Origin of the sequence: Citrobacter sp. 506, from assembly GCF_050434985.1 — a bacterium.
Classification (GTDB): domain Bacteria; phylum Pseudomonadota; class Gammaproteobacteria; order Enterobacterales; family Enterobacteriaceae; genus Citrobacter; species Citrobacter braakii.
The window spans coordinates 68438-94882 of record NZ_JBNDJN010000004.1; the positions used below are offsets into that span (position 1 = coordinate 68438).

23 protein-coding genes and 1 other RNA gene are annotated in these 26445 nt (G+C 54.1%); 11 read left to right on the top strand and 13 right to left on the bottom strand.

What is annotated here, in order from left to right:
• Nucleotides 1–45: 45 nt before the first annotated feature.
• The gene (gene ygfZ / locus ABIE10_RS15820; RefSeq protein WP_137352061.1) at nt 46–1026 is read left to right on the top strand and encodes a tRNA-modifying protein YgfZ; all 981 of its coding nucleotides are present in this window, start codon (nt 46–48) and stop codon (nt 1024–1026) included.
• Nucleotides 1027–1105: 79 nt separating this feature from the next.
• On the opposite strand, the gene trhA is transcribed toward ygfZ, so the two are convergent.
• Both trhA and yqfB read right to left on the bottom strand, forming a co-directional pair.
• Nucleotides 1106–1765, bottom strand: a complete 660-nt coding sequence (trhA, locus tag ABIE10_RS15825; RefSeq protein WP_049282171.1) for a PAQR family membrane homeostasis protein TrhA — start codon at nt 1763–1765, stop codon at nt 1106–1108.
• 164 nt (nt 1766–1929) lie between these two features.
• Nucleotides 1930–2241 (bottom strand): N(4)-acetylcytidine aminohydrolase, encoded by a 312-nt coding sequence (gene yqfB / locus ABIE10_RS15830; RefSeq protein WP_016154352.1) that lies wholly within the window; start codon nt 2239–2241, stop codon nt 1930–1932.
• Nucleotides 2242–2293: 52 nt separating this feature from the next.
• On the opposite strand from yqfB, the gene ABIE10_RS15835 reads away from it, so the two are divergent.
• On the top strand, nt 2294–3022 hold the full coding sequence (locus tag ABIE10_RS15835; RefSeq protein WP_003838265.1) for a MurR/RpiR family transcriptional regulator: 729 nt from the start codon (nt 2294–2296) through the stop codon (nt 3020–3022).
• A gap of 120 nt (nt 3023–3142) precedes the next feature.
• Complete coding sequence (gene bglA / locus ABIE10_RS15840) at nt 3143–4576, top strand: 6-phospho-beta-glucosidase BglA (protein ID WP_016154353.1); 1434 nt, start codon at nt 3143–3145, stop codon at nt 4574–4576.
• A gap of 94 nt (nt 4577–4670) precedes the next feature.
• Here the strand turns inward: bglA and ABIE10_RS15845 are convergent, their stop codons facing one another.
• The 8 genes from ABIE10_RS15845 to ABIE10_RS15880 all read right to left on the bottom strand — a co-directional run bounded on the left by ABIE10_RS15845 (nt 4671) and on the right by ABIE10_RS15880 (nt 14933).
• On the bottom strand, nt 4671–5414 hold the full coding sequence (locus ABIE10_RS15845; protein ID WP_046274935.1) for an SDR family oxidoreductase: 744 nt from the start codon (nt 5412–5414) through the stop codon (nt 4671–4673).
• Between the two features lie 61 nt (nt 5415–5475).
• The gene (gene gcvP / locus ABIE10_RS15850; RefSeq protein WP_049282168.1) at nt 5476–8349 is read right to left on the bottom strand and encodes an aminomethyl-transferring glycine dehydrogenase; all 2874 of its coding nucleotides are present in this window, start codon (nt 8347–8349) and stop codon (nt 5476–5478) included.
• 176 nt (nt 8350–8525) lie between these two features.
• Nucleotides 8526–8915 carry a glycine cleavage system protein GcvH gene (gene gcvH / locus ABIE10_RS15855; protein ID WP_003026965.1) on the bottom strand — a complete coding sequence of 130 codons (390 nt, stop codon included), beginning with the start codon at nt 8913–8915 and terminating at the stop codon, nt 8526–8528.
• 25 nt (nt 8916–8940) lie between these two features.
• Nucleotides 8941–10035, bottom strand: a complete 1095-nt coding sequence (gcvT, locus tag ABIE10_RS15860) for a glycine cleavage system aminomethyltransferase GcvT (protein ID WP_016157417.1) — start codon at nt 10033–10035, stop codon at nt 8941–8943.
• Nucleotides 10036–10487: 452 nt separating this feature from the next.
• Entirely contained in the window at nt 10488–11690 is a 1203-nt protein-coding gene (ubiI, locus tag ABIE10_RS15865) for an FAD-dependent 2-octaprenylphenol hydroxylase (RefSeq protein WP_047499314.1), read from the bottom strand.
• Nucleotides 11691–11829: 139 nt separating this feature from the next.
• A complete protein-coding gene (ubiH, locus tag ABIE10_RS15870) occupies nt 11830–13008 on the bottom strand; it encodes a 2-octaprenyl-6-methoxyphenyl hydroxylase (RefSeq protein WP_016154358.1) in 1179 nt (392 codons plus the stop codon).
• Nucleotides 13005–14330: a Xaa-Pro aminopeptidase gene (pepP, locus tag ABIE10_RS15875; RefSeq protein ID WP_429156278.1), complete on the bottom strand. Its 1326-nt coding sequence runs from the start codon at nt 14328–14330 to the stop codon at nt 13005–13007. Before pepP ends, ubiH begins: the two co-directional genes overlap by 4 nt.
• Before the next feature lie 24 nt (nt 14331–14354).
• Nucleotides 14355–14933: a YecA family protein gene (locus ABIE10_RS15880; protein WP_016157420.1), complete on the bottom strand. Its 579-nt coding sequence runs from the start codon at nt 14931–14933 to the stop codon at nt 14355–14357.
• Nucleotides 14934–15100: 167 nt separating this feature from the next.
• Here ABIE10_RS15880 and zapA point away from each other — a divergent pair, with 167 nt between their 5' ends.
• From zapA to ABIE10_RS15895, 3 genes are all read left to right on the top strand, one after another.
• Nucleotides 15101–15430 (top strand): cell division protein ZapA, encoded by a 330-nt coding sequence (gene zapA, locus ABIE10_RS15885; protein WP_003026980.1) that lies wholly within the window; start codon nt 15101–15103, stop codon nt 15428–15430.
• A gap of 41 nt (nt 15431–15471) precedes the next feature.
• Nucleotides 15472–15655, top strand: a non-coding RNA gene (gene ssrS, locus ABIE10_RS15890) — 6S RNA.
• Nucleotides 15656–15674: 19 nt separating this feature from the next.
• Complete coding sequence (locus tag ABIE10_RS15895; protein WP_286454560.1) at nt 15675–16271, top strand: 5-formyltetrahydrofolate cyclo-ligase; 597 nt, start codon at nt 15675–15677, stop codon at nt 16269–16271.
• Between the two features lie 381 nt (nt 16272–16652).
• Here the strand turns inward: ABIE10_RS15895 and serA are convergent, their stop codons facing one another.
• Both serA and rpiA read right to left on the bottom strand, forming a co-directional pair.
• Nucleotides 16653–17885 carry a phosphoglycerate dehydrogenase gene (gene serA, locus ABIE10_RS15900; protein WP_016154363.1) on the bottom strand — a complete coding sequence of 411 codons (1233 nt, stop codon included), beginning with the start codon at nt 17883–17885 and terminating at the stop codon, nt 16653–16655.
• A 271-nt stretch (nt 17886–18156) separates the two neighbouring features.
• Nucleotides 18157–18816, bottom strand: a complete 660-nt coding sequence (gene rpiA / locus ABIE10_RS15905) for a ribose-5-phosphate isomerase RpiA (protein WP_016154364.1) — start codon at nt 18814–18816, stop codon at nt 18157–18159.
• Nucleotides 18817–18986: 170 nt separating this feature from the next.
• Here rpiA and argP point away from each other — a divergent pair, with 170 nt between their 5' ends.
• The 5 genes from argP (at nt 18987) to ABIE10_RS15930 (ending at nt 25526) form a co-directional block, all read left to right on the top strand.
• Nucleotides 18987–19880 carry a DNA-binding transcriptional regulator ArgP gene (argP, locus tag ABIE10_RS15910; protein WP_003825477.1) on the top strand — a complete coding sequence of 298 codons (894 nt, stop codon included), beginning with the start codon at nt 18987–18989 and terminating at the stop codon, nt 19878–19880.
• 226 nt (nt 19881–20106) lie between these two features.
• Nucleotides 20107–22251, top strand: coding sequence for a methylmalonyl-CoA mutase (gene scpA / locus ABIE10_RS15915; protein ID WP_181629876.1), 2145 nt, complete (start codon nt 20107–20109; stop codon nt 22249–22251).
• Nucleotides 22244–23239: a methylmalonyl Co-A mutase-associated GTPase MeaB gene (meaB, locus tag ABIE10_RS15920; RefSeq protein ID WP_181626958.1), complete on the top strand. Its 996-nt coding sequence runs from the start codon at nt 22244–22246 to the stop codon at nt 23237–23239. The genes scpA and meaB overlap by 8 nt, the downstream gene beginning before the upstream one ends.
• A gap of 10 nt (nt 23240–23249) precedes the next feature.
• Nucleotides 23250–24035: a methylmalonyl-CoA decarboxylase gene (gene scpB, locus ABIE10_RS15925; RefSeq protein WP_049041966.1), complete on the top strand. Its 786-nt coding sequence runs from the start codon at nt 23250–23252 to the stop codon at nt 24033–24035.
• A 24-nt stretch (nt 24036–24059) separates the two neighbouring features.
• The gene (locus ABIE10_RS15930) at nt 24060–25526 is read left to right on the top strand and encodes an acetyl-CoA hydrolase/transferase family protein (RefSeq protein ID WP_429156283.1); all 1467 of its coding nucleotides are present in this window, start codon (nt 24060–24062) and stop codon (nt 25524–25526) included.
• Here ABIE10_RS15930 and srsR read toward each other — a convergent pair.
• On the bottom strand, nt 25523–26419 hold the full coding sequence (srsR, locus tag ABIE10_RS15935) for a LysR family transcriptional regulator SrsR (protein ID WP_016154369.1): 897 nt from the start codon (nt 26417–26419) through the stop codon (nt 25523–25525). The genes ABIE10_RS15930 and srsR overlap by 4 nt on opposite strands.
• Between the last annotated feature and the right edge of the window lie 26 nt (nt 26420–26445).

The window sequence follows — 26445 nt, forward strand, 5'->3', positions numbered from 1 at the left end:
ACCATTAGTCATTATCACTGCGTTAAGCAAATCAGGACATTAATTATGGCTTTTATATCTTTTCCTCCTCGCCAGCCTTTCGCGTCAACGCGCTTGCCTCTGACGCTAATGACGCTCGATGAATGGGCGCTCGCCACCATCACCGGTGTCGACAGTGAGAAGTATATTCAGGGTCAGGTCACAGCGGATGTCAGCCAGATGACTGAGCATCAGCACGTGTTGGCAGCACATTGTGACGCCAAAGGTAAAATGTGGAGCAACCTGCGTCTGTTCCGCCAGGGTGACGGTTTTGCATGGCTTGAGCGCCGTAATCTGCGCGATGCGCAGCTCACCGAACTGAAAAAATATGCAGTCTTCTCGAAAGTGGCGATTGCCCCGGACGACGAGCGCGTACTGCTGGGCGTCGCGGGATTCCAGGCGCGTGCTGCGCTGGCCAATCTCTTTAGCGAATTACCAAACAGCGATAAGCAGGTCATTACTGAAGGTTCTTCCACCATATTGTGGTTCGAACATCCCGCTGAGCGTTTCCTGCTGATCGTTGATATTGCAACGGCGGAAACCCTGGTAGAGAAGCTGCGCGGTGAAGCGGAGTTAAATAACAGCCAACAGTGGCTGGCGCTGGATATCGAAGCAGGTATTCCGGTGATTGATACTGCCAACAGCGCGCAGTTTATTCCGCAAGCCACCAATCTGCAGGCTCTGGGCGGAATCAGCTTTAAAAAAGGCTGCTATACCGGTCAGGAAATGGTTGCTCGCGCAAAATTTCGCGGAGCCAACAAACGTGCCATGTGGACGCTGGCAGGTGCGGCCAGTCGGGTACCGGAAGCAGGTGAAGACCTGGAGCTGAAAATGGGTGAGAACTGGCGTCGTACCGGCACCGTACTCGCCGCGGTGCAACTGGCGGATGGACAGGTACTGGTGCAGGTTGTGATGAATAACGACATGGAAGCCGACAGCGTGTTCCGCGTTCGTGACGACGCGAAAACGCTGCATATCGTACCGCTGCCGTATTCGCTGGAAGAGTAAATCGCCGGGTGGTGACTTTATCTTACCGGGTCGCGCGTTTTAAAGACCCGGTAAGCACAGCACTGCTGGGTAATGATAATTACGCCTGCCCCACGTACAGGTAGATCGCCAGGAAATGGCAAACGCTGCCACCCAGCACAAAGCCGTGCCAGATCGCATGGTTGTATGGAATGCGCTTACAGACGTAGAAAATAACGCCCAGCGAATACACCACACCACCAACTGCCAGCAACGTCACACCACCCACCGCCAGCTTAACCGCCAGTTGATACACCACAATCAGCGATAGCCAGCCCATCGCCAGGTAGGTTACCAGCGACAGAACCTTAAACCGGTGCGCAATGGTCAGTTTGAATAAAATACCGAGCAGCGCCAGGCTCCAGATAACAATCATCAGTCCATGTGCCAGCGGCGAATCCAGCCCCACCAGCAGAAATGGCGTGTAGGTCCCGGCAATCAGCAGATAAATCGCGCAGTGGTCGAACTTTTTCAGCCAGACTTTCGCTCTTTGATGGGGGATCGCGTGATATAAAGTTGAGGCGAGGAACAGCAGGATCATGCTGCCGCCATACAGGCTATAGCTGGTTATCGCCATGGCGCTGGCGTTGGTATCCACTGCCTGAACCAGCAACAATACCAGTCCGACAATCCCAAACACCAGCCCGATACCGTGACTGATGCTATTGGCTATTTCCTCTGCCAGCGAATATCCCTGCGCAATTAATGGCTTCTGAACCATATTTTACTCCCGAGAAACGAACACTATCGTGATTGCTCCTCTAGCGTAACTGAGAATGGTTCCAGTGAACACCTGTTAGCTAAAATATTTGCCAACTAAATAATAATCCATAAAAATCATGATGTTATATTTTAATATTCAGCTAACAGGCGTTACCTTTAAAATCAAAGGCATTTAAAATCAATCACATAAAATTGTGTTTGATCCGGGTAAATCTCGGCAATCACGTGTTTAAGTTCTTCTAGCGTCATGTTTTCCTGGCGAGCATGTTTCTCCGTCAGCGTATCCAGCGTGACGGTTGAGGTGCCAACAACCTCAATCGTGCAGAAGTACCCCTCATCTTCGAAGCGCCCAACCCGTAGAATGTCACCGGCTTTGAAGTGTGATTCGGACTCGTCACGAATCGTAATGGTTTTGCGTCCGGCCAGAATGTCATCCTGGAAACGCTGAAAAAAAGTGATGTCATTTGGCTGCATGTTATTATTCCCTGTAGATGAAGTCTGATGAGTGAGTTTTGCCATTGTGAGTATGTTCTCCCACGCTGCCATCGCCAGTCTCAACAATCTTGAGATGCTGGTCTACAACTATGTCATCAAAAACCGTGACAAAGTCATGTACATGACCATTCGCGAACTGGCTGATGCCGTGGGCGTTTCCACCACCACCGTACTGCGCTTTTGCCGCAAGCTTAAGTGTGAAGGTTACTCAGAATTTCGCGTACGCTTCAAATTATATTTAGAGCAGAATGAACCGCAACAGGCTAATTTCGGTGCCAGCGAAATTATCAGCTTCTTTAAAGGCGTTAATAACGACGAGTTCGACAAACTACTCGATCAGGCTGTTGATATTATATTATCTTCCGAGCGTATTATATTCGTCGGGGCGGGAACATCCGGAGCCCTGGCAAAATATGGCGCACGTTTTTTCTCAAACGTCGGAAAATTCAGTAACCACATCGATGACCCTTATTTCCCGGTAACTAATGATATGGCCAGAAACGCGCTGGCGATCGTGCTTTCCGTTTCTGGAGAAACCGAAGAGATCCTACGCTTTGCCAGCCAGTTCAGTCTGCATAACTGTAAGGTTCTGTCGGTCACCAGCCATGAACATTCGCGCCTCGCGAAACTTGCCGACTTTAATCTCTCCTGGCACGTTCCACAGACACGCATTGCCGGGGTATACGATATAACCACGCAGATCCCCGTTATTTATATTCTGGAATCACTCGGTCGCAAGCTGGCGAAAAGAATAGCGTAAAAAAACAATATGTTTTTTTGATGTAACAAATCACATTAACGCTATTTTGTTATATCGTGACATTTATCTTTCCTTTGTTAGACTCAAAATCAGATTGTATTAATTTGAGACTGAGCGCAGATGAAAAAACTTACCTTACCAAACGATTTTTTATGGGGCGGCGCGGTTGCGGCGCATCAGGTTGAAGGCGGCTGGAATAAAGGTGGCAAAGGGCCCAGCATTTGCGACGTACTGACCGGGGGGGCACACGGCGTTCCGCGAGAAATCACTCAGGACGTCGTGCCAGGTAAGTACTACCCCAACCACGAAGCCGTCGATTTTTACGGTCATTACAAAGAAGACATTAAGCTGTTTGCCGAGATGGGCTTCAAATGCTTCCGTACGTCAATTGCCTGGACCCGTATCTTCCCCAAAGGGGACGAAACCCAGCCAAACGAAGAAGGGCTAAAATTCTACGACGACATGTTTGATGAACTGCTGAAGTACAATATCGAACCGGTCATCACCCTTTCCCACTTCGAAATGCCGCTACACCTGGTTCAACAGTACGGTAGCTGGACCAATCGTAAAGTCGTTGATTTCTTTGTCCGTTTTGCTGAAGTGGTCTTTGAGCGCTACAAGCACAAGGTCAAATACTGGATGACCTTCAACGAGATCAACAACCAGCGTAACTGGCGTGCACCGCTGTTTGGCTATTGCTGCTCCGGCGTGGTGTATACCGAGCATGAAAACCCGGAAGAGACTATGTACCAGGTGCTGCACCACCAGTTCGTGGCCAGCGCTCTGGCGGTGAAAGCCGCACGTCGCATCAACCCTGAAATGAAAGTCGGCTGCATGCTGGCAATGGTCCCGCTATACCCGTACTCCTGTAAGCCTGAAGATGTGATGTTCGCGCAGGAATCAATGCGTGAACGCTATGTATTCACCGACGTTCAACTGCGCGGCTACTATCCATCTTATGTACTGAACGAGTGGGAGCGCCGCGAATTCAATATTCGAATGGAAGCTGGCGATGAACAAATCCTGCGTGAAGGCACCTGCGACTATCTCGGATTTAGTTACTACATGACCAACGCGGTAAAAGCGGAAGGCGGTAGCGGCGATGCTATTTCCGGTTTTGAGGGCAGCGTGCCGAACCCGCACGTCAAAGCATCCGACTGGGGCTGGCAGATTGATCCGGTCGGCCTGCGTTACGCCTTATGCGAACTGTACGAGCGTTATCAGAAGCCATTGTTTATCGTTGAAAACGGATTTGGCGCTTACGACAAAGTGGAAGAAGACGGCAGCATCCACGATGACTACCGCATCGACTATCTGCGCGCCCACGTCGAAGAGATGATGAAAGCGGTAACGTATGACGGCGTAGATCTGATGGGCTACACGCCGTGGGGCTGCATCGACTGCGTCTCGTTCACCACCGGCCAGTACAGCAAACGCTACGGTTTTATCTACGTGAACAAACACGACGACGGCACCGGCGATATGTCGCGTTCGCGTAAGAAAAGTTTTGAGTGGTATAAAGCAGTGATTGCCAGCAACGGCGAGAATCTGTAATTTTTTGCCGGATGGCGCTGCGCTTATCGGGTTTACGGTAACTGTACCTGTAGACCAGAGCAGACATTTACGCCGCCATCCGGCAAGCAACGCATTACTTCCCGCCGGCCAGCTCCAAAAAACTGCCCGTGACGTAAGACGCCTTCTCACTCAGCAGCCAGGTTATCGCCTGCGCGACCTCTTCCGGCTGTCCGCCGCGCTGCATAGGCAACATGGATTTCACGCGATCCACCCTTCCCGGCTCGCCGCCTGACGCATGCATTTCCGTGTAGATAAGACCGGGTCTCACGCAGTTCACGCGTATCCCCTGCGCCGCAACCTCCAACGCGAGGCCGGTGGTAAGCGTGTCCACCGCACCTTTTGAGGCTGCATAATCAACATATTCGAACGGGGCGCCAAGCCGTGACGCCGCCGAAGAGACATTCACAATCGCCCCGCCCTGACCGCCATGCTTAAACGACATGCGCTTTACCGCTTCCCGACAACACAGAAAATAGCCGGTAACATTAGTCGCCAGGACGCGATTAATACGCTCAGCGGTTAGGCTTTCCACCGTGCTCTGTTCAAACAAAATCCCGGCATTGTTCACCAGCGCAGTCAGCGGCTCACCCTCGCGGTCAATGGACTCAAACATCGCCCCGACCTGGCTTTCATCGCTGATATCGGCCCGCAGAGCAAACGCCTTTCCTCCCGTAGCGGCGATATTGTTCACCACCTCCGTTGCCGCACGAATATTGTGATGAAAGTTAACGGCGACCGTGTAACCCTCTAGCGCTAACTGCAGCGCGGTTGCCCGACCAATACCGCGACTGCCTCCCGTAACCAGTGCTATAGCCATCACTATTCTCCCCAAAAATAAAGGCGCCGAAGCGCCTTTAAAAGATAGCTGAATCAGTCGATTACTGATAATCGCTCATCGGCACGCAGGAGCAGAACAGGTTACGGTCACCGTAAACGTCATCAAGGCGTTTCACGGTCGGCCAGTATTTGTTCGCTACGCCCGCCGGGAAGACGGCGATTTCGCGGCTGTAACCGTGATTCCACTCCGCGACCAGCTCATTTTGCGTGTGCGGGGAGTTAACCAGCGGGTTATCTGTAAGCGACCATTCACCGGCTTTCACGCGATCGATCTCTGCGCGGATTGCCAGCATCGCATTGATAAAGCGATCCAGTTCCACTTTGCTTTCCGATTCAGTCGGTTCCACCATCAGCGTACCCGCTACCGGGAACGACATGGTCGGCGCATGGAAACCGTAATCGATCAGACGCTTGGCAATATCCAGTTCGCTGATGCCGGTCTCTTCTTTCAGTGGGCGAATGTCGAGAATACATTCATGTGCCACGCGACCATCGCGACCGGTATACAGCACCGGATAGGCATCTTTCAGACGGCTGGCAATGTAGTTAGCGTTCAGGATCGCCACCTGGCTTGCCTGCTTCAGACCTTCTGCGCCCATCATACGGATATACATCCAACTGATCGGCAGAATGGATGCGCTACCGAACGGTGCCGCAGAAACCGCGCCCTGACGGGTGAGCATCCCTTCAATCTGTACTACGCTATGACCCGGCACGAACGGCGCCAGATGCGATTTAACACCGATTGGTCCCATACCTGGGCCGCCGCCGCCGTGCGGAATGCAGAATGTTTTATGCAGGTTAAGGTGTGAGACATCGGCACCGATAAAGCCCGGTGTGGTGATCCCAACCTGAGCATTCATGTTCGCGCCATCAAGATAAACCTGGCCGCCAAACTGGTGCACAACGTCGCACACTTCACGGATCGTTTCTTCATACACGCCATGAGTAGAGGGATAGGTCACCATGATGCAGGAGAGGTTTTCACCCGCCTGCGCCGCTTTTTCACGCAGATCGCCAAGATCGATGTTGCCGTTTTTATCACAGGCGACAACCACTACCTGCATACCCGCCATCTGTGCAGAGGCCGGGTTGGTACCGTGGGCAGAGGCCGGGATCAGACAGATATCGCGATGGCCTTCGTTACGGCTTTCGTGATAATGGCGAATCGCCAGCAGACCCGCATACTCGCCCTGCGCGCCGGAGTTCGGCTGCATGCAGACTGCGTCATAACCGGTCAGTTTTACCAGCCATTCGGAAAGCTGGCCGATCATCTGGTGATAACCTTCTGCCTGCTCTGGCGGGCAGAACGGATGCAGTTCAGCGAATTCCGGCCAAGTGATAGGGATCATCTCGGCGGCAGCGTTCAGCTTCATGGTGCAAGATCCCAGCGGGATCATTGCCTGGTTCAGGGCCAGATCTTTGCGCTCCAGCGAGTGCATGTAACGCATCATCTCGGTTTCGCTGTGATAGCGATTAAACACCGGATGGCTGAGGATCGCATCGTCACGCAGCATGCTGTCCTGAATGGAACGGCTGTCGAGCGCCACGTCTTTGTCCAGCGTTTCGATGTTCAGACCGTGGCTGTCTCCCAGCAGAACATTGAACAACTGCACCACGTTTTCACGGGTGGTGGTTTCATCGAGCGTAATACCTACCGCGTTATGGATATCGCTACGCAGGTTGATTTCTGCTGCTTCAGCACGCGCCAGTACCGCAGCCTTATCGGCCACTTCAACACACAAAGTGTCAAAGTAGTGCGCATGACGCAGCTTCAATCCTTTCTGTTGCAGACCGGCTGCCAGAATATCGGTCAGACGATGGATGCGATTAGCGATGCGTTTCAGGCCAACCGGGCCATGATAAACGGCATACAGGCTGGCGATGTTGGCCAGCAGAACCTGCGAGGTGCAAATGTTGGAGTTCGCTTTCTCGCGGCGGATATGCTGTTCGCGAGTCTGCATCGCCATGCGCAGGGCGGTATTACCCGCTGCATCTTTGGAGACGCCGATAATACGGCCTGGCATGGAGCGCTTGAATTCGTCTTTAGCGGCAAAGAATGCCGCGTGCGGGCCGCCGTAGCCCATCGGTACGCCGAAGCGTTGCGCAGAGCCGAAAACGATATCCGCGCCCTGTTTGCCCGGTGCAGTCAGCAGTACCAGCGCCATAAAGTCGGCAGCGACGCTGACCACTATTTTACGGGATTTCAGCTCAGCCATCAGGGCGCTGTAGTCGTGCACTTCACCGGTGGTGCCAACCTGCTGCAACAGCACGCCGAACACATCCTGATGATCCAATGCTTTTGCCGCGTCATCAACAATGACGTCAAAACCAAAAGTTTGCGCACGAGTACGCACTACGTCCAGCGTTTGCGGATGAACATCAGCAGCCACAAAGAAACGGTTAGCGTTTTTCAGTTTGCTGACGCGTTTGGCCATCGCCATGGCTTCAGCTGCAGCAGTAGCTTCATCCAGCAGAGAAGCGGAAGCCATGTCCAGGCCGGTCAGATCCAGCGTCACCTGCTGGAAGTTCAGCAGTGCTTCCAGACGGCCCTGGGAGACTTCCGGTTGATACGGGGTGTAGGCGGTGTACCAACCCGGGTTTTCCAGCATGTTACGCAGGATAACCGGTGGCAGCTGCACGGCGGTGTAGCCCATGCCAATGTAGGACGTGAAGCGCTTGTTACGCCCGGCGATGGCTTTTAATTCAGCCAGCGCAGCGTATTCGGTCGCCGCCTCGCCCACCTGTGGCGGGGTTGCGAGCTGAATGTCTTTCGGCACAATCTGGCCGATCAGCGCGTTTAACGACTCTGCGCCAACCGCATTCAGCATCTCTTGCTGCTGCGCGGCGTCCGGTCCGATGTGGCGTTCAATGAAAGCGCCGCTATTTTCAAGCTGGCTTAACGTCTGTGTCATGGGCGATGGTTCCTGAAACGTGCAGTGAATCGTAGGTGTCTCTACTTACCTGAATACGCGAAAAATTCGCGTTGCAGGAAGGCGGCGACGCAGCACATCCCCAGGAGCTTACATCAGTAAGTAACTGAGGTGTGCAAGAAAGCCAACACACCTGCAACGTGAAGAATGAAGCGTATTTATTCGTCTTCTAACAAAGCTTCATATGCAGTCGCATCCAGCAGCGATTCAATTTCGCTTTCATCGCTGGCTTTGATTTTGAAGATCCAGCCCCCTGCATACGGCTCGCTGTTGACCAGTTCCGGGGAGTCGCTGAGCGCGTCGTTAACCGCAACAATCTCACCGCCTACTGGCGCATAAATATCGGATGCCGCTTTTACGGATTCCGCAACGGCGCAGTCATCGCCCGCGCTGACGGTTGCGCCAACTTCGGGCAGGTCAACGAAAACCATGTCACCTAACAGCTCCTGAGCATGTTCGGTGATCCCAACGGTGTAAGAGCCGTCAGCTTCTTTGCGCAGCCATTCGTGTTCTTTGCTGTATTTCAGTTCTGCAGGTACGTTGCTCATCAATCAATCTCCAAAAAAGGATGAATTACGCGACGGCTTTGCCGTTACGCACAAAAACAGGTTTAGTCACTTTTACCGGCATTTCGCGGTTACGGATCTGTACGATCGCATTCTCACCAATACCCGCAGGGACACGCGCCAGCGCGATGCTGTAACCCAGGGTTGGGGAGAATGTTCCGCTGGTGATAATGCCTTCCTGCTGATTGCCGGAAGCATCGGTGAAACGCACCGGCAGTTCATTACGCAGTACGCCTTTCTCGGTCATCACCAGTCCGACCAACTGTTCGTGGCCTTTTTCACGCTGCATTTCCAGCGCTTCCCGACCGATAAAGTCGCGGTCAGTAGGTTCCCACGCGATGGTCCAGCCCATGTTGGCCGCCAGCGGGGAAATGCCTTCGTCCATCTCCTGACCGTACAGGTTCATGCCGGCTTCCAGACGCAGCGTGTCGCGCGCGCCAAGACCGCAAGGTTTGACACCTGCTTGTACCAGCGCACGCCAGAAGTCTGCCGCCTTTTCACTCGGCATGGCAATTTCATAGCCTGCTTCGCCGGTATAACCGGTGGTTGCGATAAACAAATCACCCGCCTGAACGCCGAAGAACGGCTTCATGCCTTCTACCGCCTGACGCTGCTCGTCAGTAAACAATGTGGCTGCTTTTTCCTGCGCGTTTGGACCCTGCACCGCAATCAGCGACAGATCGTCTCGAACGGTGATGTCGATGGCGTAAGGTTCAGCGTGTTGGGTAATCCAGGAGAGGTCTTTTTCGCGGGTGGCGGAGTTTACAACGAGGCGGAAGAAATCTTCAGTGAAGTAGTAGACAATCAGGTCATCTATCACGCCGCCCGACGCGTTGAGCATACCGGAGTAGAGGGCTTTACCCGTCTTCGTTAGCTTCGCGACGTCGTTTGCCAGCAGATAACGCAAGAACTCCCGGGTGCGGCTACCGCGCAGGTCGACGATGGTCATATGTGACACATCAAACATTCCGGCATCGGTGCGAACAGCATGGTGTTCATCAAGCTGAGAACCGTAATGCAGTGGCATCATCCAGCCATGGAAATCTACCATGCGCGCGCCACATAGCGTGTGTTGTTCGTACAAAGGAGTCTGTTGAGCCATCTTTTCCTCGTTGAATAAGCGGGGCTACCAACTCTTTCGCGGTGAAATTTTCGCCACGAAACCCAGCACCGCAGCCGCTCCAGGGGCCACGACGCAAACGTTCTCTTTGTCCTGAACTTACCACCGAAACAGACGCTAAACCATAAGGCAAAATTAACCATCACATTAGCTTATGGCCAAAAACAGCAAAATCACCGGCAGAACAAAACCCCATCCATACGGCAAATAATCAGAATAAAAAATAAATACAAGCTGGAATTAACAGCACCAACCAACATTAAATGTGGAAAAATTGTCAAAAATGGCGTTATGAAAAAAACGTAATATTAAAAAAACTAATGCGAAAAAAGGCGTGGAATTAGATTATTTCAAATGAGAGAAGCCCCCCGGCGCGCAGGCCGGGAGTGGAAAGTGTGACGGGTCTCAAACTCTTAAGATTGTCCTTACGGACGCTAGCGTAACCACTCAGGAAGATCGTTCAGTCCCATCGCCTGGCGGATGAGCTGTGGTTTTACGCCTGGCAGGGTATCGGCCAGTTTCAGACCAATATCACGCAGCAGTTTTTTCGCCGGATTCTCGCCAGCAAACAGTTCACGAAAGCCCTGCATACCGGCCAGCATCATCGCTGCGCTGTGCTTACGGCTACGCTCGTAGCGGCGCAAATAGAGATACTGACCAATATCTTTGCCCTGACGCTGTAGCCGCTTCAGCTCATCGATCAGCTCCGCCGCATCCATAAAGCCAAGGTTAACCCCCTGACCCGCCAGCGGGTGGATGGTATGCGCCGCATCCCCCACCAGCGCCAGACGATGAGCAGCGAACTGACGGGCATAGCGTCCCGTCAGCGGAAACGCCTGACGCTCGCTTTCAAGGCTGCACAGCCCCAGGCGATTATCAAAAGCGATATTCAGCGACTGATTAAACTCGTCAACGCTTGCCTGCTGCATGCGTTCTGCTTCCTGCGGCGAAAGCGACCAGACGATAGAGCACAGGTGCGGGTCACTGAGCGGCAGGAACGCCAGGATCCCCTCACCGTGAAACGCCTGCCGCGCAACCGCGCCGTGAGCTTCCTGCGTACGGATAGTCGCCACCAGCGCATGATGACGGTAATCCCAGAAAGTGAGCGGAATATCCGCTTTGTTGCGCAGCCAGGAGTTAGCGCCATCGGCGCCGACCACCAGGCGAGCTGTCAGCATTGCGCCATCTTTCAGGGACAGAAATGCCTCATTCTCACCCCAGGCTACCTGCTGTAACTCAGCGGGCGCCATCAGCGTAATGTCCGCTGAACGCTGCGCTTTTTGCCAGAGTGCGTAATGGATCTCTGAGTTTTCAACGATGTGGCCTAAATGGCTGTAGCCCATGCTCTGGTCATCAAACGCAATACGCCCAAAGCTGTCTTTGTCCCAGACTTCCATGCCGTGGTAGCAACAAGCGCGACGGGCAACAATGTCGGACCAGACGCCCAGTCGGCTAAGCAGTTTTTCACTGGCGGCATTAATGGCCGATACGCGAAGCTGAGGAGGTGCATCCGCCGCCAAAGGCTGCGGAACATGTTGTTCTAACACCGCAACGCGCAACCCGCTGCCCTGCAAGCCGCAGGCAACCGCCAGTCCCACCATGCCGCCACCAACAATTGCTACATCAACACTTTGCACTGTTTGCTCCTGAAAATAGGACAATCAAAAACCGTAGGCCGGATAAGGAAAAGCCGCCATCCGGCATTACTTCCGCGACATTGCCTGATGGCGCTGCGCTAATCAGGCCTGCTTTTTTAATTCGGCCTACAGGTTATATCTATCGCGCAACCCAACCGAGGGTCCGCTCCGCCAGCGCATCGCGCGCAGGCGTGAATAATTCCATCGCCATCAGCCCGACATTACGCCCAACGACCAGCGGGGCCCAGCGATTGGCAAACAAATACACCAAATTGTTGGTCACACCAATCGTCGTTTCGCGATCGCGTTCGCGGCGCTGCTGATAGCGTGCCAGCACCGCATAATCACCGATATCTTCCGCGCAGTTTTGCGCCTGCGTCAACGTCTCAGCCAGGCTCATCACGTCGCGCAGACCAAGGTTAAAACCTTGTCCGGCAATGGGATGCAGCGTCTGTGCTGCGTTCCCCACCAGCACAGTACGATGGGTAATGGCTTTTTGCGCCGAGGTTAATGAAAGCGGATAGGCGTTGCGTTTACCGGCCTGGGTAATACGCCCCAACCGCCAGCCAAACGCAGTTTGCAGTTCGCGGCAAAATTGTTCGTCGGACCAGGCCATAATCTCATCACGCCGCTCCAGCGGATGGCACCATACCAGCGAGCAGCGACCATCAGACATCGGTAGCATTGCCAGCGGACCATATTGCGTGAAACGTTCGAACGCTCGCCCGTCATGCGCAACGGAGGTCGTGACGTTGGCAATCACCGCCAGTTGTTCATAGGGTTGTTGCTGCCAGTCAACGCCGCAGGCGGTAGCCAGCGCGGAGCGCGTGCCATCGGCGGCCACCAACAGGCGACCATTAATCATCTCACCATTTTCCAGCGTAACCTCAACGCGTTCCTGCGTGCGTGACACGCTGGCTACACGGTCGGGGCAGTGCAGCGTGATGCCCGGCGCTTTACGCAGCAGCGCAAACAAACGCAGCCCGACATCGTGCAGTTCTACCACCTGGCCCAGCGCCGGAATACGGTATTCCTGCGCATCCAGCGTCACAAATCCGGCATGGCCGCGATCGCTGACGTGAACCGTTTTGATCGCCGTTGCGCAATCGGCAATCGCCTGCCATACGCCAATTCGCGCCAGCTGTTGGCAGGTCCCTGCCGCCAGCGCGATCGCCCGGGCGTCAAACCCTGGATGGCGGTCAGTTTCAGGTTCGCTCGCTTCTATCAGGTGAACAGGCAGAGTCCCGTGGCTGAGCTGAGAAATGGCCAGCGCCAGCGTCGCACCGACCATACCACCACCAACGATAATCACGCTCATTGCAGTCGCGCCGCAGCCATTAAGGCTTCAATGTCATCCGCTTTCTTCACCACGCTGGCGGTCAGGTTCTCATTGCCGTCCTCGGTGATGAGGATGTCATCTTCAATACGAATGCCGATACCACGATAAGCAGGCGGCACATCGGCGTCCGGCGCGATATACAGCCCCGGTTCGACAGTGAGTACCATTCCTGGCTCGAGAATACGTGAGCGCTCCTGACCATAAACGCCAACGTCGTGCACATCCAGTCCCAGCCAATGGCTAAGACCATGCATAAAGAATGGGCGATGCGCATTTTCGGTAATCAGTTGGTCGATCTCGCCGTGCAAAATGCCAAGCCTCACCAGACCCGTAATCATGATGCGCACCACTTCGCCGGTGACTTCCTGGATGGAAGTCCCCGGGCGATACAGGCGCAGGCTGGTCTCTAATGACTCCAGTACGATGTCGTAGATTTCACGCTGAGCAGGGGAAAATTTGCCGTTTACCGGGAAGGTACGCGTAATGTCGCCCGCATAACCTTTGTATTCACACCCGGCGTCAATCAACACCAGATCGCCATCGCGCATTGCACTTTCATTTTCGGTGTAATGGAGAATACAGCCGTTTTCGCCGCTGCCGACAATCGTGTTATAGGATGGGTAACGCGCGCCATGGCGAGTAAACTCGTGGTGAATCTCCCCTTCCAACTGGTATTCAAACATTCCCGGACGGCATTTTTCCATCGCGCGGGTATGCGCCAGCGCACTGATCTCTCCGGCACGGCGCATGACCGCAATTTCTACTGGTGATTTGAACAGGCGCATTTCATGGACCATTGGACGCCAGTCGATGATCGCGGCGGGTGCGTGCAGATTTTGTCTGGAGCCTTTACGCAGTTTATCCAACGCCGTGCACACAATCTCGTCTGCCCAGGCATATTCGCCCTGTGCGTGGTACACCGCGTCCAGGCCATTGAGCAACAGGTGCAGTTGTTGGTTGATTTCACTGAAGGCCAGCGCCCGGTCAACGCCGAGTTTTGCCGGTGCGGCATCCTGGCCCAGACGGCGGCCAAACCAGATCTCCGCCGTCAGATCGCGAACCCGATTAAACAAAACGCTGTGGTTATGAGTGTCATCACTTTTAATCAGCACCAGCACGGCTTCCGGTTCGTTAAAACCGGTGAAGTACCAGAAATCACTGCTTTGGCGGTACGGGTATTCACTGTCCGCGCTGCGCGTCGCTTCAGTCGCGGCAAAAATCAGCGCGGCGCTGCCGGGCTGCATTTGTGCCAGTAAAGCCTGGCGACGACGCTGGAATTCTTGCTGAGATATCTCGCTCATCACACTCTCCTTTGCGTTTCGTTCTTAGTGCAGAGTCGGTTTACGGACTTCCGGCGCGGTCGGCTGCTGACGCGTAAACGTGTCATGACATAGCAAGGCGGCTACGCGCACGTATTCGATAATCTCTTCGAGCGACATTTCCAGCTCTTCCTGATCTTCGTCTTCGTCATATCCCAACTGAGCGATATTGCGCAGGTCGTCAATCGCTTCACCGGTTTCACCGGTCACTTTGTCGAGCTTTGGCTGCGTAACGCCAAGGCCCAGCAAAAAGTGGTTTACCCACCCCGCCAGCGCATCGGCACGATCAAACACGCTAACGTCGTCGCCTTCAGGCAGATAAAGCTGAAAAAGGAAGCCGTCGTCCTCGAGGGCATCGCTGGTGGCTGAGTGCATTTTCATCAGTGCCTGAGCCAGCTCGTGACCGAAGGCCAGACCTTCGTTAGTCAGGTCGTGCAGCAGCGGCTGCCATGAGCTGTCGTTGTTGCCGCCGCAAATCATCCCGCTGATCAAGCCGTGCATTTCGGCCGGGGTTAATCCAGCCCCTTGTTGGTTCAAAAACTGGCTAACGTCGTTGTAGCCAGGCATTTCGTTCTGTATAGACATAAGCATTCGTCATCAAAGGGAGGAATATTCATGGTATGCTACCACTTTGGGCCCTGGTGGACCAGAAAAGGGCTTGTATCTTGATACCAGGGTAGCTATAGTGTCGCCCCTTCGCGGACCCAAGGTCTGGAGACGAAGGCAGCGCAGTCAATCAGCAGGAAGGTGGCATGTCTGCACAACCCGTCGATATCCAAATATTTGGCCGTTCACTGCGAGTGAATTGCCCGCCTGAACAAAGGGATGCGTTGAATCAGGCTGCGGACGATCTCAATCAGCGATTGCAAGATCTGAAAGTTCGCACTAGAGTCACAAATACTGAGCAGTTGGTTTTCATCGCCGCGTTGAACATCAGCTATGAATTAACTCAGGAAAAAGCGAAGACGCGTGAGTACGCGGCGAGCATGGAACAACGTATTCGGATGCTACAACAGACCATCGAACAGGCGTTGCTTGATCAGGGTCGCATAACCGAAAAAACGGGCCAAAACTTTGAATAACACTTTTCGGTTTACTGTGGTAGAGTGACCGTGAAGACAAAATTTCTCTGAGATGTTTGCAAGCGGGCCAGTCCCCTGAGCCGATATTTCATACCACAAGAATGTGGCGCTCCATGGTTGGTGAGCATGCTCGGCCCGTCCGAGAAGCCTTAAAACTGTGACGACGCATTCACCTTGAACCAAGGGTTCAAGGGTTACAGCCTGCGGCGGCATCTCGGAGATTCCCTTCAACCTGGCAACAGCCATGACACTACTTTCTGAACTCCCTTTATCCCGGCAAGAAATTCGTCAACTGATTCGACAGCGTCGTCGCGCGCTGACCTCTGAACAGCAACGACACTACGGTCAGCAAGCCGCGACCCGAATGCTCAGTTTTCCCCCTGTTGTACTCGCGCATACTGTGGCGGTATTTCTCTCGTTCGATGGCGAACTCGATACCCAGCCGCTGATAGATCAGCTGTGGCGAGCGGGCAAGCGCGTTTACCTTCCGGTTCTTCATCCCTTCAGTCCCGGTAATTTACTGTTCCTGCACTATCATCCGCACAGCGACCTGGTGACCAATCGCTTAAAGATCCCGGAACCACGGCTTGATGTACGCGACGTATTGCCGCTGTCAAAGCTGGACGTACTGATTACGCCGTTAGTGGCATTTGATGAGGACGGGCAACGCCTGGGCATGGGCGGTGGATTTTACGACCGCACGCTACAAAACTGGCAGCAGCATAAGATCCAACCCGTGGGCTACGCGCATGACTGCCAGTTGGTAGAAAAATTGCCGGTTGAAGAGTGGGATATCCCGCTGCCAGCGGTGGTGACGCCGTCCAAAATCTGGGAGTGGTAGCCGTTTTTTGCCGATTGACAGCGCCGTTTTTTTGACCTAAATTCCTCGGTGAAGGGTGAGGGAGGCGAACCTCCCTCCTGCGTACTCTCTGTTAATATGCTGGGCAAGCGATGATTAACAGGATCAGCAGCATGATGACGTATCTCATCATCGTCCCTTTCCTTTTTAGAGCCCCTGCTTCGGTAGGGGCTTTCCCGTTTCAGCGCTATGCTGCGCCCCTATCGTAAATTCCTTTTATTGCTGTACAACACGCAACGCTGCCTTTAGTTGCCAACTGCGGCAAAGCTCGAAAACAGAATGTATGCGTTACAGAAAGAGATTTTGAGGCAGGGAAATCAGAGGAAAGATGGGCAGGTCAACCGCCTGCCCATGTAGAGGAAATCAGTACAGCAGACGAGCGCGAATGGTTCCAGGAAGGGCTTTCATCGCCAGCAGCGCTTTCTCCGCCACATCTTCATCCGCTTCAATATCGATAACCACATAACCTACCTGCGCGGAAGTTTGCAGATACTGCGCGGCAATGTTGACGCCCTGCTCGGCAAAAATCTGGTTCAGTGCCGTCAGTACGCCCGGACGGTTTTCGTGAATGTGCATCAGACGTCGACCACCGTGCAGCGGCAGCGAAACTTCCGGGAAGTTTACCGCAGACAGCGTAGACCCGTTGTCGGAATACTTGGTCAGTTTCCCAGCCACTTCCAGACCGATGTTTTCCTGCGCTTCCAGCGTTGAACCACCAATGTGCGGCGTCAGGATCACGTTATCGAAATCACACAGCGGCGAAGTGAAAGGATCGCTGTTAGTTGCCGGTTCGGTTGGGAATACGTCGATTGCAGCCCCCGCCAGATGTTTAGTCGCTAACGCGTCGCACAGCGCAGGAATATCAACAACCGTACCGCGTGCGGCGTTAATCAGCAGCGCCCCCGGTTTCATCAGCGAAATTTCACGCGCGCCCATCAGGTTTTTGGTGGAGGCATTTTCCGGTACGTGCAGACTCACCACGTCGCTCATATTGAGCAGGTCGGAAAGATGCTGTACCTGCGTGGCATTGCCAAGCGGGAGTTTATTTTCAATATCATAAAAAAAGACATGCATCCCGAGCGATTCCGCCAGAATGCCCAACTGAGTACCAATGTGGCCGTAGCCGATGATCCCCAGTTTTTTACCACGCGCTTCAAAAGAGCCGGTAGCCAGCTTATTCCAAACGCCGCGGTGCGCTTTGGCGTTCGCTTCGGGTACGCCACGTAGCAGTAGCAGCAGTTCGCCAATCACCAGCTCAGCAACGGAACGTGTGTTAGAGAATGGTGCGTTAAATACAGGGATCCCGCGCTTTGCCGCTGCACTTAGATCAACCTGGTTGGTGCCAATGCAGAAGCAGCCAATCGCGACCAGTTTCTCTGCGGCGTCAATCACATCTTCAGTCAGATGGGTACGGGATCGCAGGCCAATGAAGTGGGCATCACGGATGGACTCTTTCAGTTGTTCAGTGTCCAGAGCACCTTTGTGAAACTCGATGTTGGTATAACCTGCTGCACGAAGGCTTTCGAGTGCTTTTTGGTGCACGCCTTCAACCAGCAGAAATTTAATCTTATCTTTCTCCAGTGATACCTTTGCCATTTCCCCGACCCTGTCTTTTTTTGTTCAAACTGATGTGTTGTGTGTGGGATTTTCATCCGTCTCTTCAACATATCAAAAAATAATATTGCGGCAATATGAACGTTTGCGTCGCCGTGCTGAAGAAATGTCATTCAACGGGAAATGTCAGAGGAAAATACTGGCGATAACTTTTTCTTTGGAGAGATCGGCAGGACAATATTATAAACGTGACACAAGTCACCAAATTTGCCCTGCCAAAATTTTTTTAACGGGAGAAGACGCTCCCGTCAGATCATTTTACGATAGTTTTCACGCCGTCAGGCGTACCGATCAGCGCGACATCCGCACCACGGTTGGCAAACAGGCCGACGGTTACCACACCTGGAATCGCATTGATGGCATTCTCCAGCGCGATGGCGTCGAGGATCTCCAGACCGTGCACATCGAGGATCACGTTGCCGTTGTCTGTCACGACGCCCTGACGGTATTCAGGACGACCGCCCAGCTTCACCAACTGGCGAGCCACAGCGCTGCGCGCCATTGGGATCACTTCGACCGGCAGCGGGAAGTTGCCGAGAATATCGACTTCTTTAGACGCATCCGCGATGCAGATAAATTTCTTCGCCACGGAAGCAATGATTTTTTCACGGGTCAACGCTGCGCCGCCGCCCTTGATCATTTGCATGTGACCGTTGATTTCATCCGCGCCGTCAACGTATACGCCGAGGCTATCCACTTCGTTAAGATCGAACACGTGGATGCCAAGGCTTTTGAGTTTTTCAGTCGATGCGTCCGAACTGGATACCGCACCTTCAATCTGACCTTTCATTGTGCCCAGCGCATCAATAAAGTGTGCGGCTGTTGAACCTGTACCTACGCCCACAATGGTGCCGGGCTGTACATACTGAAGTGCCGCCCATCCTACTGCTTTTTTCAGTTCATCCTGCGTCATGATCGTTTCGCCTGTGGTGTGAATATGGTGGGAAAATTCACGCGCATTATAGAACATTGTGCAGAAAAATGTCCCCACACCCGCTCGCAAGCGGCGGATTTCGTCTTTACCCAATCAAAAATTGTGTCATAGTGCAGAACAAGCAAAAATTTCAGGAGTGCGTCAAAGCAATGAAACGTCCGGACTACAGAACACTACAAGCACTGGATGCGGTTATTCGTGAACGAGGATTTGAACGCGCGGCGCAAAAGCTGTGCATCACGCAATCCGCGGTTTCACAGCGCATAAAACAGCTTGAGAATATGTTCGGACAACCGCTGCTGGTGCGTACCGTACCGCCGCGCCCAACGGAACAGGGACAGAAACTACTGGCGCTTCTGCGCCAGGTTGAACTGCTGGAAGACGAGTGGCTGGGCGATGAACAAACCGGCTCGACGCCGCTTCTGCTTTCGCTGGCGGTGAACGCCGACAGTCTGGCGACCTGGTTACTTCCGGCGCTGGCCCCGGTACTGGCTAATTCACCGATTCGACTGAACCTGCAGGTTGAAGATGAAACCCGAACCCAGGAACGTCTGCGTCGTGGTGAAGTTGTCGGTGCGGTGAGTATTCAACATCAGGCGCTGCCAAGTTGTCTGGTGGATAAACTGGGCGCGCTGGACTACCTGTTTGTTGGCTCTAAACCTTTCGCCGAGCGTTATTTCCCAAACGGCGTCACCCGTTCCGCCCTGCTGAAAGCCCCGGCGGTCGCGTTTGACCATCTTGATGATATGCACCAGGCGTTCCTGCAACAAAACTTCGACCTACCGCCGGGCAGCGTACCGTGCCATATCGTTAACTCGTCTGAAGCCTTCGTCCAGTTAGCCCGTCAGGGAACAACCTGCTGCATGATCCCACACTTACAGATTGAGAAAGAGCTGGAAAGCGGTGAGCTTATCGACTTAACGCCAGGCCTGTTCCAGCGTCGGATGCTGTACTGGCACCGCTTTGCACCAGAAAGCCGCATGATGCGCAACGTCACCGACGCGCTGCTGGCCTATGGCCACAATGTACTGCGTCAGGATTAATTCCTCGAACAGAGGCCGGATAGCGGCGTCACGCCTTATCCGGCCTGCAAGCCTTTCCCCTCTTTTCATGCTATTCCCGCCACGTCTTTGAAATACATCACAAAATAAAACACGCCACACGGCAAAAAACGACGTCCTGTTGGCTATTTTTTGCTGGCGACAAGCCAAATGAAAAAGCACACCGTATTCGCAAAGATTCAACTTATTGCGTAATACGGAGCAAAAAATGGCAAACGTGCAGGAGTGGCAAACACTCGCCAATAAAGAACTCAGTCGACGGGAAAAAACCGTTGAGTCGCTGGAAAGACAAACGGCGGAAGGGATTGCCATCAAGCCGCTGTACACCGAAGCGGACCTCGATAATCTGGAAGTCACGGGCACCCTGCCCGGCCTGCCGCCTTACGTGCGTGGCCCGCGCGCCACTATGTACACCGCGCAGCCGTGGACGATTCGCCAATACGCCGGTTTCTCTACCGCCAAAGAGTCCAACGCCTTTTACCGCCGTAACCTCGCCGCTGGGCAAAAAGGGCTTTCCGTCGCCTTTGACCTTGCCACTCATCGTGGCTATGACTCAGACAACCCGCGCGTAGCGGGCGACGTCGGCAAAGCCGGCGTGGCGATCGATACCGTCGAAGATATGAAGGTGCTGTTCGACCAGATCCCGCTGGATAAGATGTCGGTATCGATGACCATGAACGGCGCGGTGCTGCCGGTACTGGCGTTTTATATCGTCGCGGCGCAGGAGCAAGGCGTGACGCCGGAACAGCTCACCGGGACCATTCAGAACGATATTCTGAAAGAGTACCTGTGCCGCAACACCTACATTTATCCGCCAAAACCCTCCATGCGCATTATCGCCGACATCATCGCCTGGTGCTCAGGCAACATGCCGCGCTTTAACACCATCAGCATCAGCGGCTATCACATGGGTGAAGCCGGGGCAAACTGCGTACAGCAGGTGGCGTTTACGCTGGCAGACGGTATTGAATACATCAAGGCCGCGCTTTCCGCCGGACTGAAAATTGATGACTTCGCCCCGCGCCTGTCATTCTTCTTCGGCATCGGCATGGATCTGTTTATGAACGTCGCCATGCTGCGCGCTGCACGGTATCTGTGGAGCGAAGCGGTCAGCAGTTTTGGCGCGACCAACCCGAAATCTCTCGCTCTGCGTACCCACTGCCAGACCTCAGGCTGGAGCCTGACCGAGCAGGACCCGTACAACAACGTGGTACGAACCACCATTGAAGCGCTCGGCGCTACGCTTGGCGGCACCCAGTCTCTGCATACCAACGCTTTTGATGAAGCGCTCGGCCTGCCCACCGATTTCTCCGCCCGTATTGCGCGTAATACGCAGATCATCATTCAGGAAGAATCAGAGATCTGCCGCACCGTCGATCCGCTGGCCGGATCGTATTACGTCGAATCACTCACCGATCAAATCGTGAAGCAGGCGCGCACGATCATCAAGCAGATTGATGAGGCAGGCGGCATGGCGAAGGCGATTGAAGCCGGGCTTCCTAAACGGATGATCGAAGAAGCGTCCGCGCGCGAACAGTCGCTGATCGACCAGGGTAAGCGCGTTATCGTCGGGGTGAACAAATACAAGCTGGATAAAGAAGACGACACGTCGGTGCTGGAGATCGACAACGTGAAGGTGCGCAACGAGCAGATTGCCTCACTGCAGCATATCCGCGCCACCCGCGACAATGATGCGGTTAAAACCGCGCTATCCGCGCTGACCCACGCCGCACAGCAGAATGAAAATCTGCTGGCAGCCGCCGTCAACGCCGCCCGCGTTCGCGCCACGCTCGGCGAAATATCCGATGCGCTCGAGGCCGCCTTTGACCGTTATCTGGTTCCCAGCCAGTGTGTTACTGGGGTCATTGCGCAAAGCTATCACCAGTCCGACAAATCCGCCGATGAGTTCGATGCCATTGTTGCGCAAACAGAACAGTTCCTCGCAGAAAATGGCCGCCGCCCGCGTATTCTGATCGCCAAGATGGGTCAGGACGGCCACGATCGCGGCGCAAAAGTGATCGCCAGCGCCTACTCCGATCTCGGCTTTGATGTCGATCTCAGCCCGATGTTCTCCACACCGGAGGAAATTGCCCGTCTGGCGGTAGAAAACGATGTGCATGTCATTGGCGCATCATCGCTGGCGGCGGGTCATAAGACATTGATCCCGGAGCTGGTCACCGCGCTCAAAGGCTGGGGACGCGAAGACATTTGCGTCGTCGCCGGCGGGGTTATTCCGCCACAGGATTATGCTTTCCTGCACGAGCATGGCGTGGCAGCCATTTATGGCCCAGGCACGCCAATGCTCGACAGCGTCCGCGATGTGTTAACCCGTATCAGTCAGCATCATGATTAACGCCGCCACGCTTGAGGATACCGTCCGCCGCTTGCGACTCGGTGAACGGGCTACGCTCGCCCAGGCGATGACGCTGGTCGAAAGCAATCACCCGCGCCACCAGCCGCTGAGTACGCAATTGCTGGACGCGATTATGCCGTTCACCGGTAACGCCCTGCGTCTGGGGATCACCGGCACGCCGGGCGCGGGTAAAAGCACCTTTCTGGAAGCATTCGGCATGCTGTTGATTCGCCGCGGGTTACGGGTAGCGGTGATCGCCGTCGATCCCAGCAGCCCGGTTAGCGGCGGCAGCATTCTTGGTGATAAAACCCGCATGACGGAACTGGCTCGCGCAGAATCTGCGTTTATACGTCCGGTTCCTTCCAGCGGTCATTTAGGCGGTGCCAGCCAGCGCGCCCGCGAATTAATGCTGCTGTGCGAGGCGGCGGGCTTCAACGTGGTGATTGTGGAAACCGTCGGCGTTGGGCAGTCAGAAACCGAAGTCGCAGGCATGGTGGATTGCTTTCTCTCACTGCAAATCGCCGGCGGTGGCGACGATTTGCAGGGCATCAAAAAAGGCCTGATGGAGATGGCGGACCTGGTCGTCATCAACAAGGACGACGGTGATAACCGTACCAGCGTTGCCATCGCCCGCCATATGTACGAATCCGCCCTGCATATTCTGCGCCGCAAATATGACGAGTGGCAGCCGCAGGTTCTGACCTGTAGCGCCCTGGAAAAACGCGGCATTGAGGAGGTTTGGCAGGCGATAACCGACTTTAAAACGTGCCTCACCGCCAGCGGTCGACTGGAAAAAGTCCGCCAGCAGCAGGCGGTGGAATGGCTACACAAGCAGGCTGAAGAAGAAGCCCTGCATCTGCTGTTTGCCCGGGCTGATTTCGACCGGTATTTCCAGCAGACGCTGCTGGCCGTCAAAAACAATGATCTTTCGCCGCGCACCGGCCTGCGGCACATCAGCGAATTTATCCAGCATCATTACTTTCAATAAAGAGAACATTATGTCTTATCAATACGTCAACGTGGTCATCATCCAGAAAGTCGCGGTTATTGAGTTCAATTACGCCCGCAAGCTCAATGCCCTGAGCAAAGTGTTTATTGACGATCTGATGCAGGCGCTGAGCGACCTCAATCGTCCGGACATTCGCTGCATCATTCTGCGTGCCCCGAGCGGGGCCAAAGTGTTCTCTGCCGGGCATGATATTCATGAACTCCCCACCGGACGTCGCGATCCGCTCTCTTATGACGATCCGCTGCGTCAGATAACTCGCATGATCCAAAAATATCCGAAGCCGGTGATCTCCATGGTTGAAGGCAGCGTCTGGGGCGGCGCGTTTGAGATGATCATGAGTTCCGATCTGATCATCGCAGCCAGTACGTCTACCTTCTCCATGACCCCGGTCAACCTCGGCGTGCCCTATAACCTGGTGGGCATCCACAACCTGACCCGTGACGCTGGTTTTCACATCGTTAAGGAGCTGATTTTTACCGCCTCGCCCATCACCGCTCAACGCGCCATGGCGGTCGGGATCCTCAACCATGTCGTTCCAACCGAGGAACTGGAAGATTTCACCCTGCAAATGGCGCATCACATCTCGGAAAAAGCGCCGCTGGCAATCGCCGTCATCAAAGAAGAACTGCGCGTGTTGGGCGAAGCACACACCATGAACTCTGACGAATTCGAGCGCATTCAGGGCATGCGCCGCGCGGTGTATGACAGCGAGGATTATCAGGAAGGGATGAACGCGTTTATGGAAAAACGTAAACCTAATTTTGTTGGCCATTAATCACGTCCGACGAAGGAGACGTCCATGAAACGGATGAGCGCCGAACAGGCGGCAGAAATTATCCAGCACGATGATATGGTGGCGTTCAGCGGCTTTACCCCCGCGGGTTCGCCAAAAGCGTTACCCACCGCAATTGCCCAACGCGCCTGCGAACGGCATCAGGACGGGCAGCCTTTTCAGATCCGCCTGCTGACCGGGGCGTCAATTGGCGCCGCCGCTGATGATGCACTATCCGCGGCGGATGCCGTTTCCTGGCGTGCGCCTTATCAAACCTCATCTGGCCTGCGCGAGAAAATTAACCAGGGCCAGGTGAGGTTTGTCGATCTCCATTTGAGCGAAGTCGCGCAGATGGTTAATTACGGCTTTTTTGGCGATATCGATGTTGCCGTCATTGAAGCTTCCGCCATTGCGCCGGATGGCCGGATTTGGCTTTCCAGCGGTATTGGCAATGCGCCTACCTGGCTGCTGCGGGCGAAAAAGGTGATTATCGAGCTGAATCATTACCATAATCCGCGCGTGGCAGAGTTTGCCGACATCGTAATACCCGGCGCACCGCCGCGGCGTAACAGCGTGCCCATATTTCATACCATGGATCGCGTGGGCAGTCAGTGCGTGCAGATAGACCCCAGGAAAGTGGTCGCGGTGGTGGATACCGACCAGCCCGATGCCGGGAATGCGTCGGATAAAACCAATCCGGTCAGCCAACAAATTGCCGATAACGTCGTCACTTTCCTACTGGCAGAAATGGCGTACAAACGCATTCCAGCAGAGTTTCTGCCCTTACAAAGCGGCGTGGGCAATATCAATAACGCGGTAATGGCGAGACTGGGAGAGAATCCGGATATCCCGCCCTTTATGATGTATTCAGAGGTGTTACAGGAATCGGTGGTGCATCTGCTGGAAACGGGCAAGATCACCGGTGCCAGCGCCTCCAGCCTGACCATCTCAGCCCCGTCGCTACAGAAGATTTACGACAATATGGACTTCTTCGCCAGCCGAATTGTGCTGCGCCCGCAGGAGATCTCCAATAACCCGGAAATCATCCGTCGGCTGGGGGTCATTGCGCTCAACGTTGGGCTGGAGTTTGATATCTACGGCCATGCCAATTCCACGCACGTTGCGGGCGTGAACCTGATGAACGGGATCGGCGGCAGCGGGGATTTCGAGCGCAACGCCTACCTGTCTATCTTTATGGCGCCGTCGATTGCCAAAGGCGGGAAAATCTCAACCATCGTGCCGATGTGCAGCCATGTCGACCACAGCGAACATAGCGTTAAAGTGATCGTGACCGAACAAGGGATTGCCGATCTGCGTGGGTTATCTCCGATGCAGCGGGCGCACACGATTATCGATAACTGTGCGCATCCCCTTTACCGGGACTACCTGCACCGCTATCTGGAAAAAGCACCCGGCGGGCATATCCATCACGATCTCAGCCATGCGTTCGATCTGCATCGCAACCTTCTCGAGACAGGATCGATGCTCGGTTAACTTGCCGTACCGTCACGATCTTCAGCAATATGCTGGAGCATGGTGCCGGTATAGCGATGATTTTTCAGCGAATAGAGAAACTCCTGCATATACATGGGGCTGCCGGGCGCGTCGAAATACTTTAGCGTCGACGGATTCACCAGCCGCCAGGCAAAATGAGGAATCACCGTCAAAAACTGCCCGCGCTCCACCGCGCTAATCTTGGCCATAAAGCTGTACGGACGGTAGATAATTGTCGGATTGATCCCGCAGGGCCGCATATAAGCATCCAGCATCGCCTCAAAGTTGGCGCGATTCTGGAAGCGCATTTGCAGCCAGGGTAGCTCGCGCAGCAGATCCTGCGGCTGTTTCTCTTCGTAGCGCCGGGAAACGAGAAACCCCAGACGTAGCGGAGACAGTTCGCTGATCGCCAGATTTTCCAACTCCTGTACGCGGGGAGAAACGTGCTGCGGCGAGATAATGAAATCCAGTTTGCGGTCGAACAGATTATCAATCACCCCATTCTCACTGAATTCAACGGCCTGAGCCGTCACGCCGTCATATTTATCGCCAAGGCTAATCAACTGGTCAAAAATAATCGTTGGATAAGTATTATCGATACCGATGACGATTTCCCGCGAGCGACAAGAGGCGTTATGGATTTCATTATCAATGGCAGAGAGGCGCTGATAGACGGGAAACAGCTTCTGATACAGCTCCTGTCCGGCTTTATTCAGGCTGATGTTGTTATCTTTACGGGTAAACAGCGTATAGCCGATTTGATCTTCCAGTGCAGCAATGCTTTTACCGAAAGGCGATGCGGTCATATGTATTTTTTCTGCCGCTCTGGCGATGTTATTGGTTTGCGCCAGCAGAATGAAATTACGCATCTTTTTCGAGATAAAAATATCCATAGCGTCCCCTTAAAAATCGCTATGGC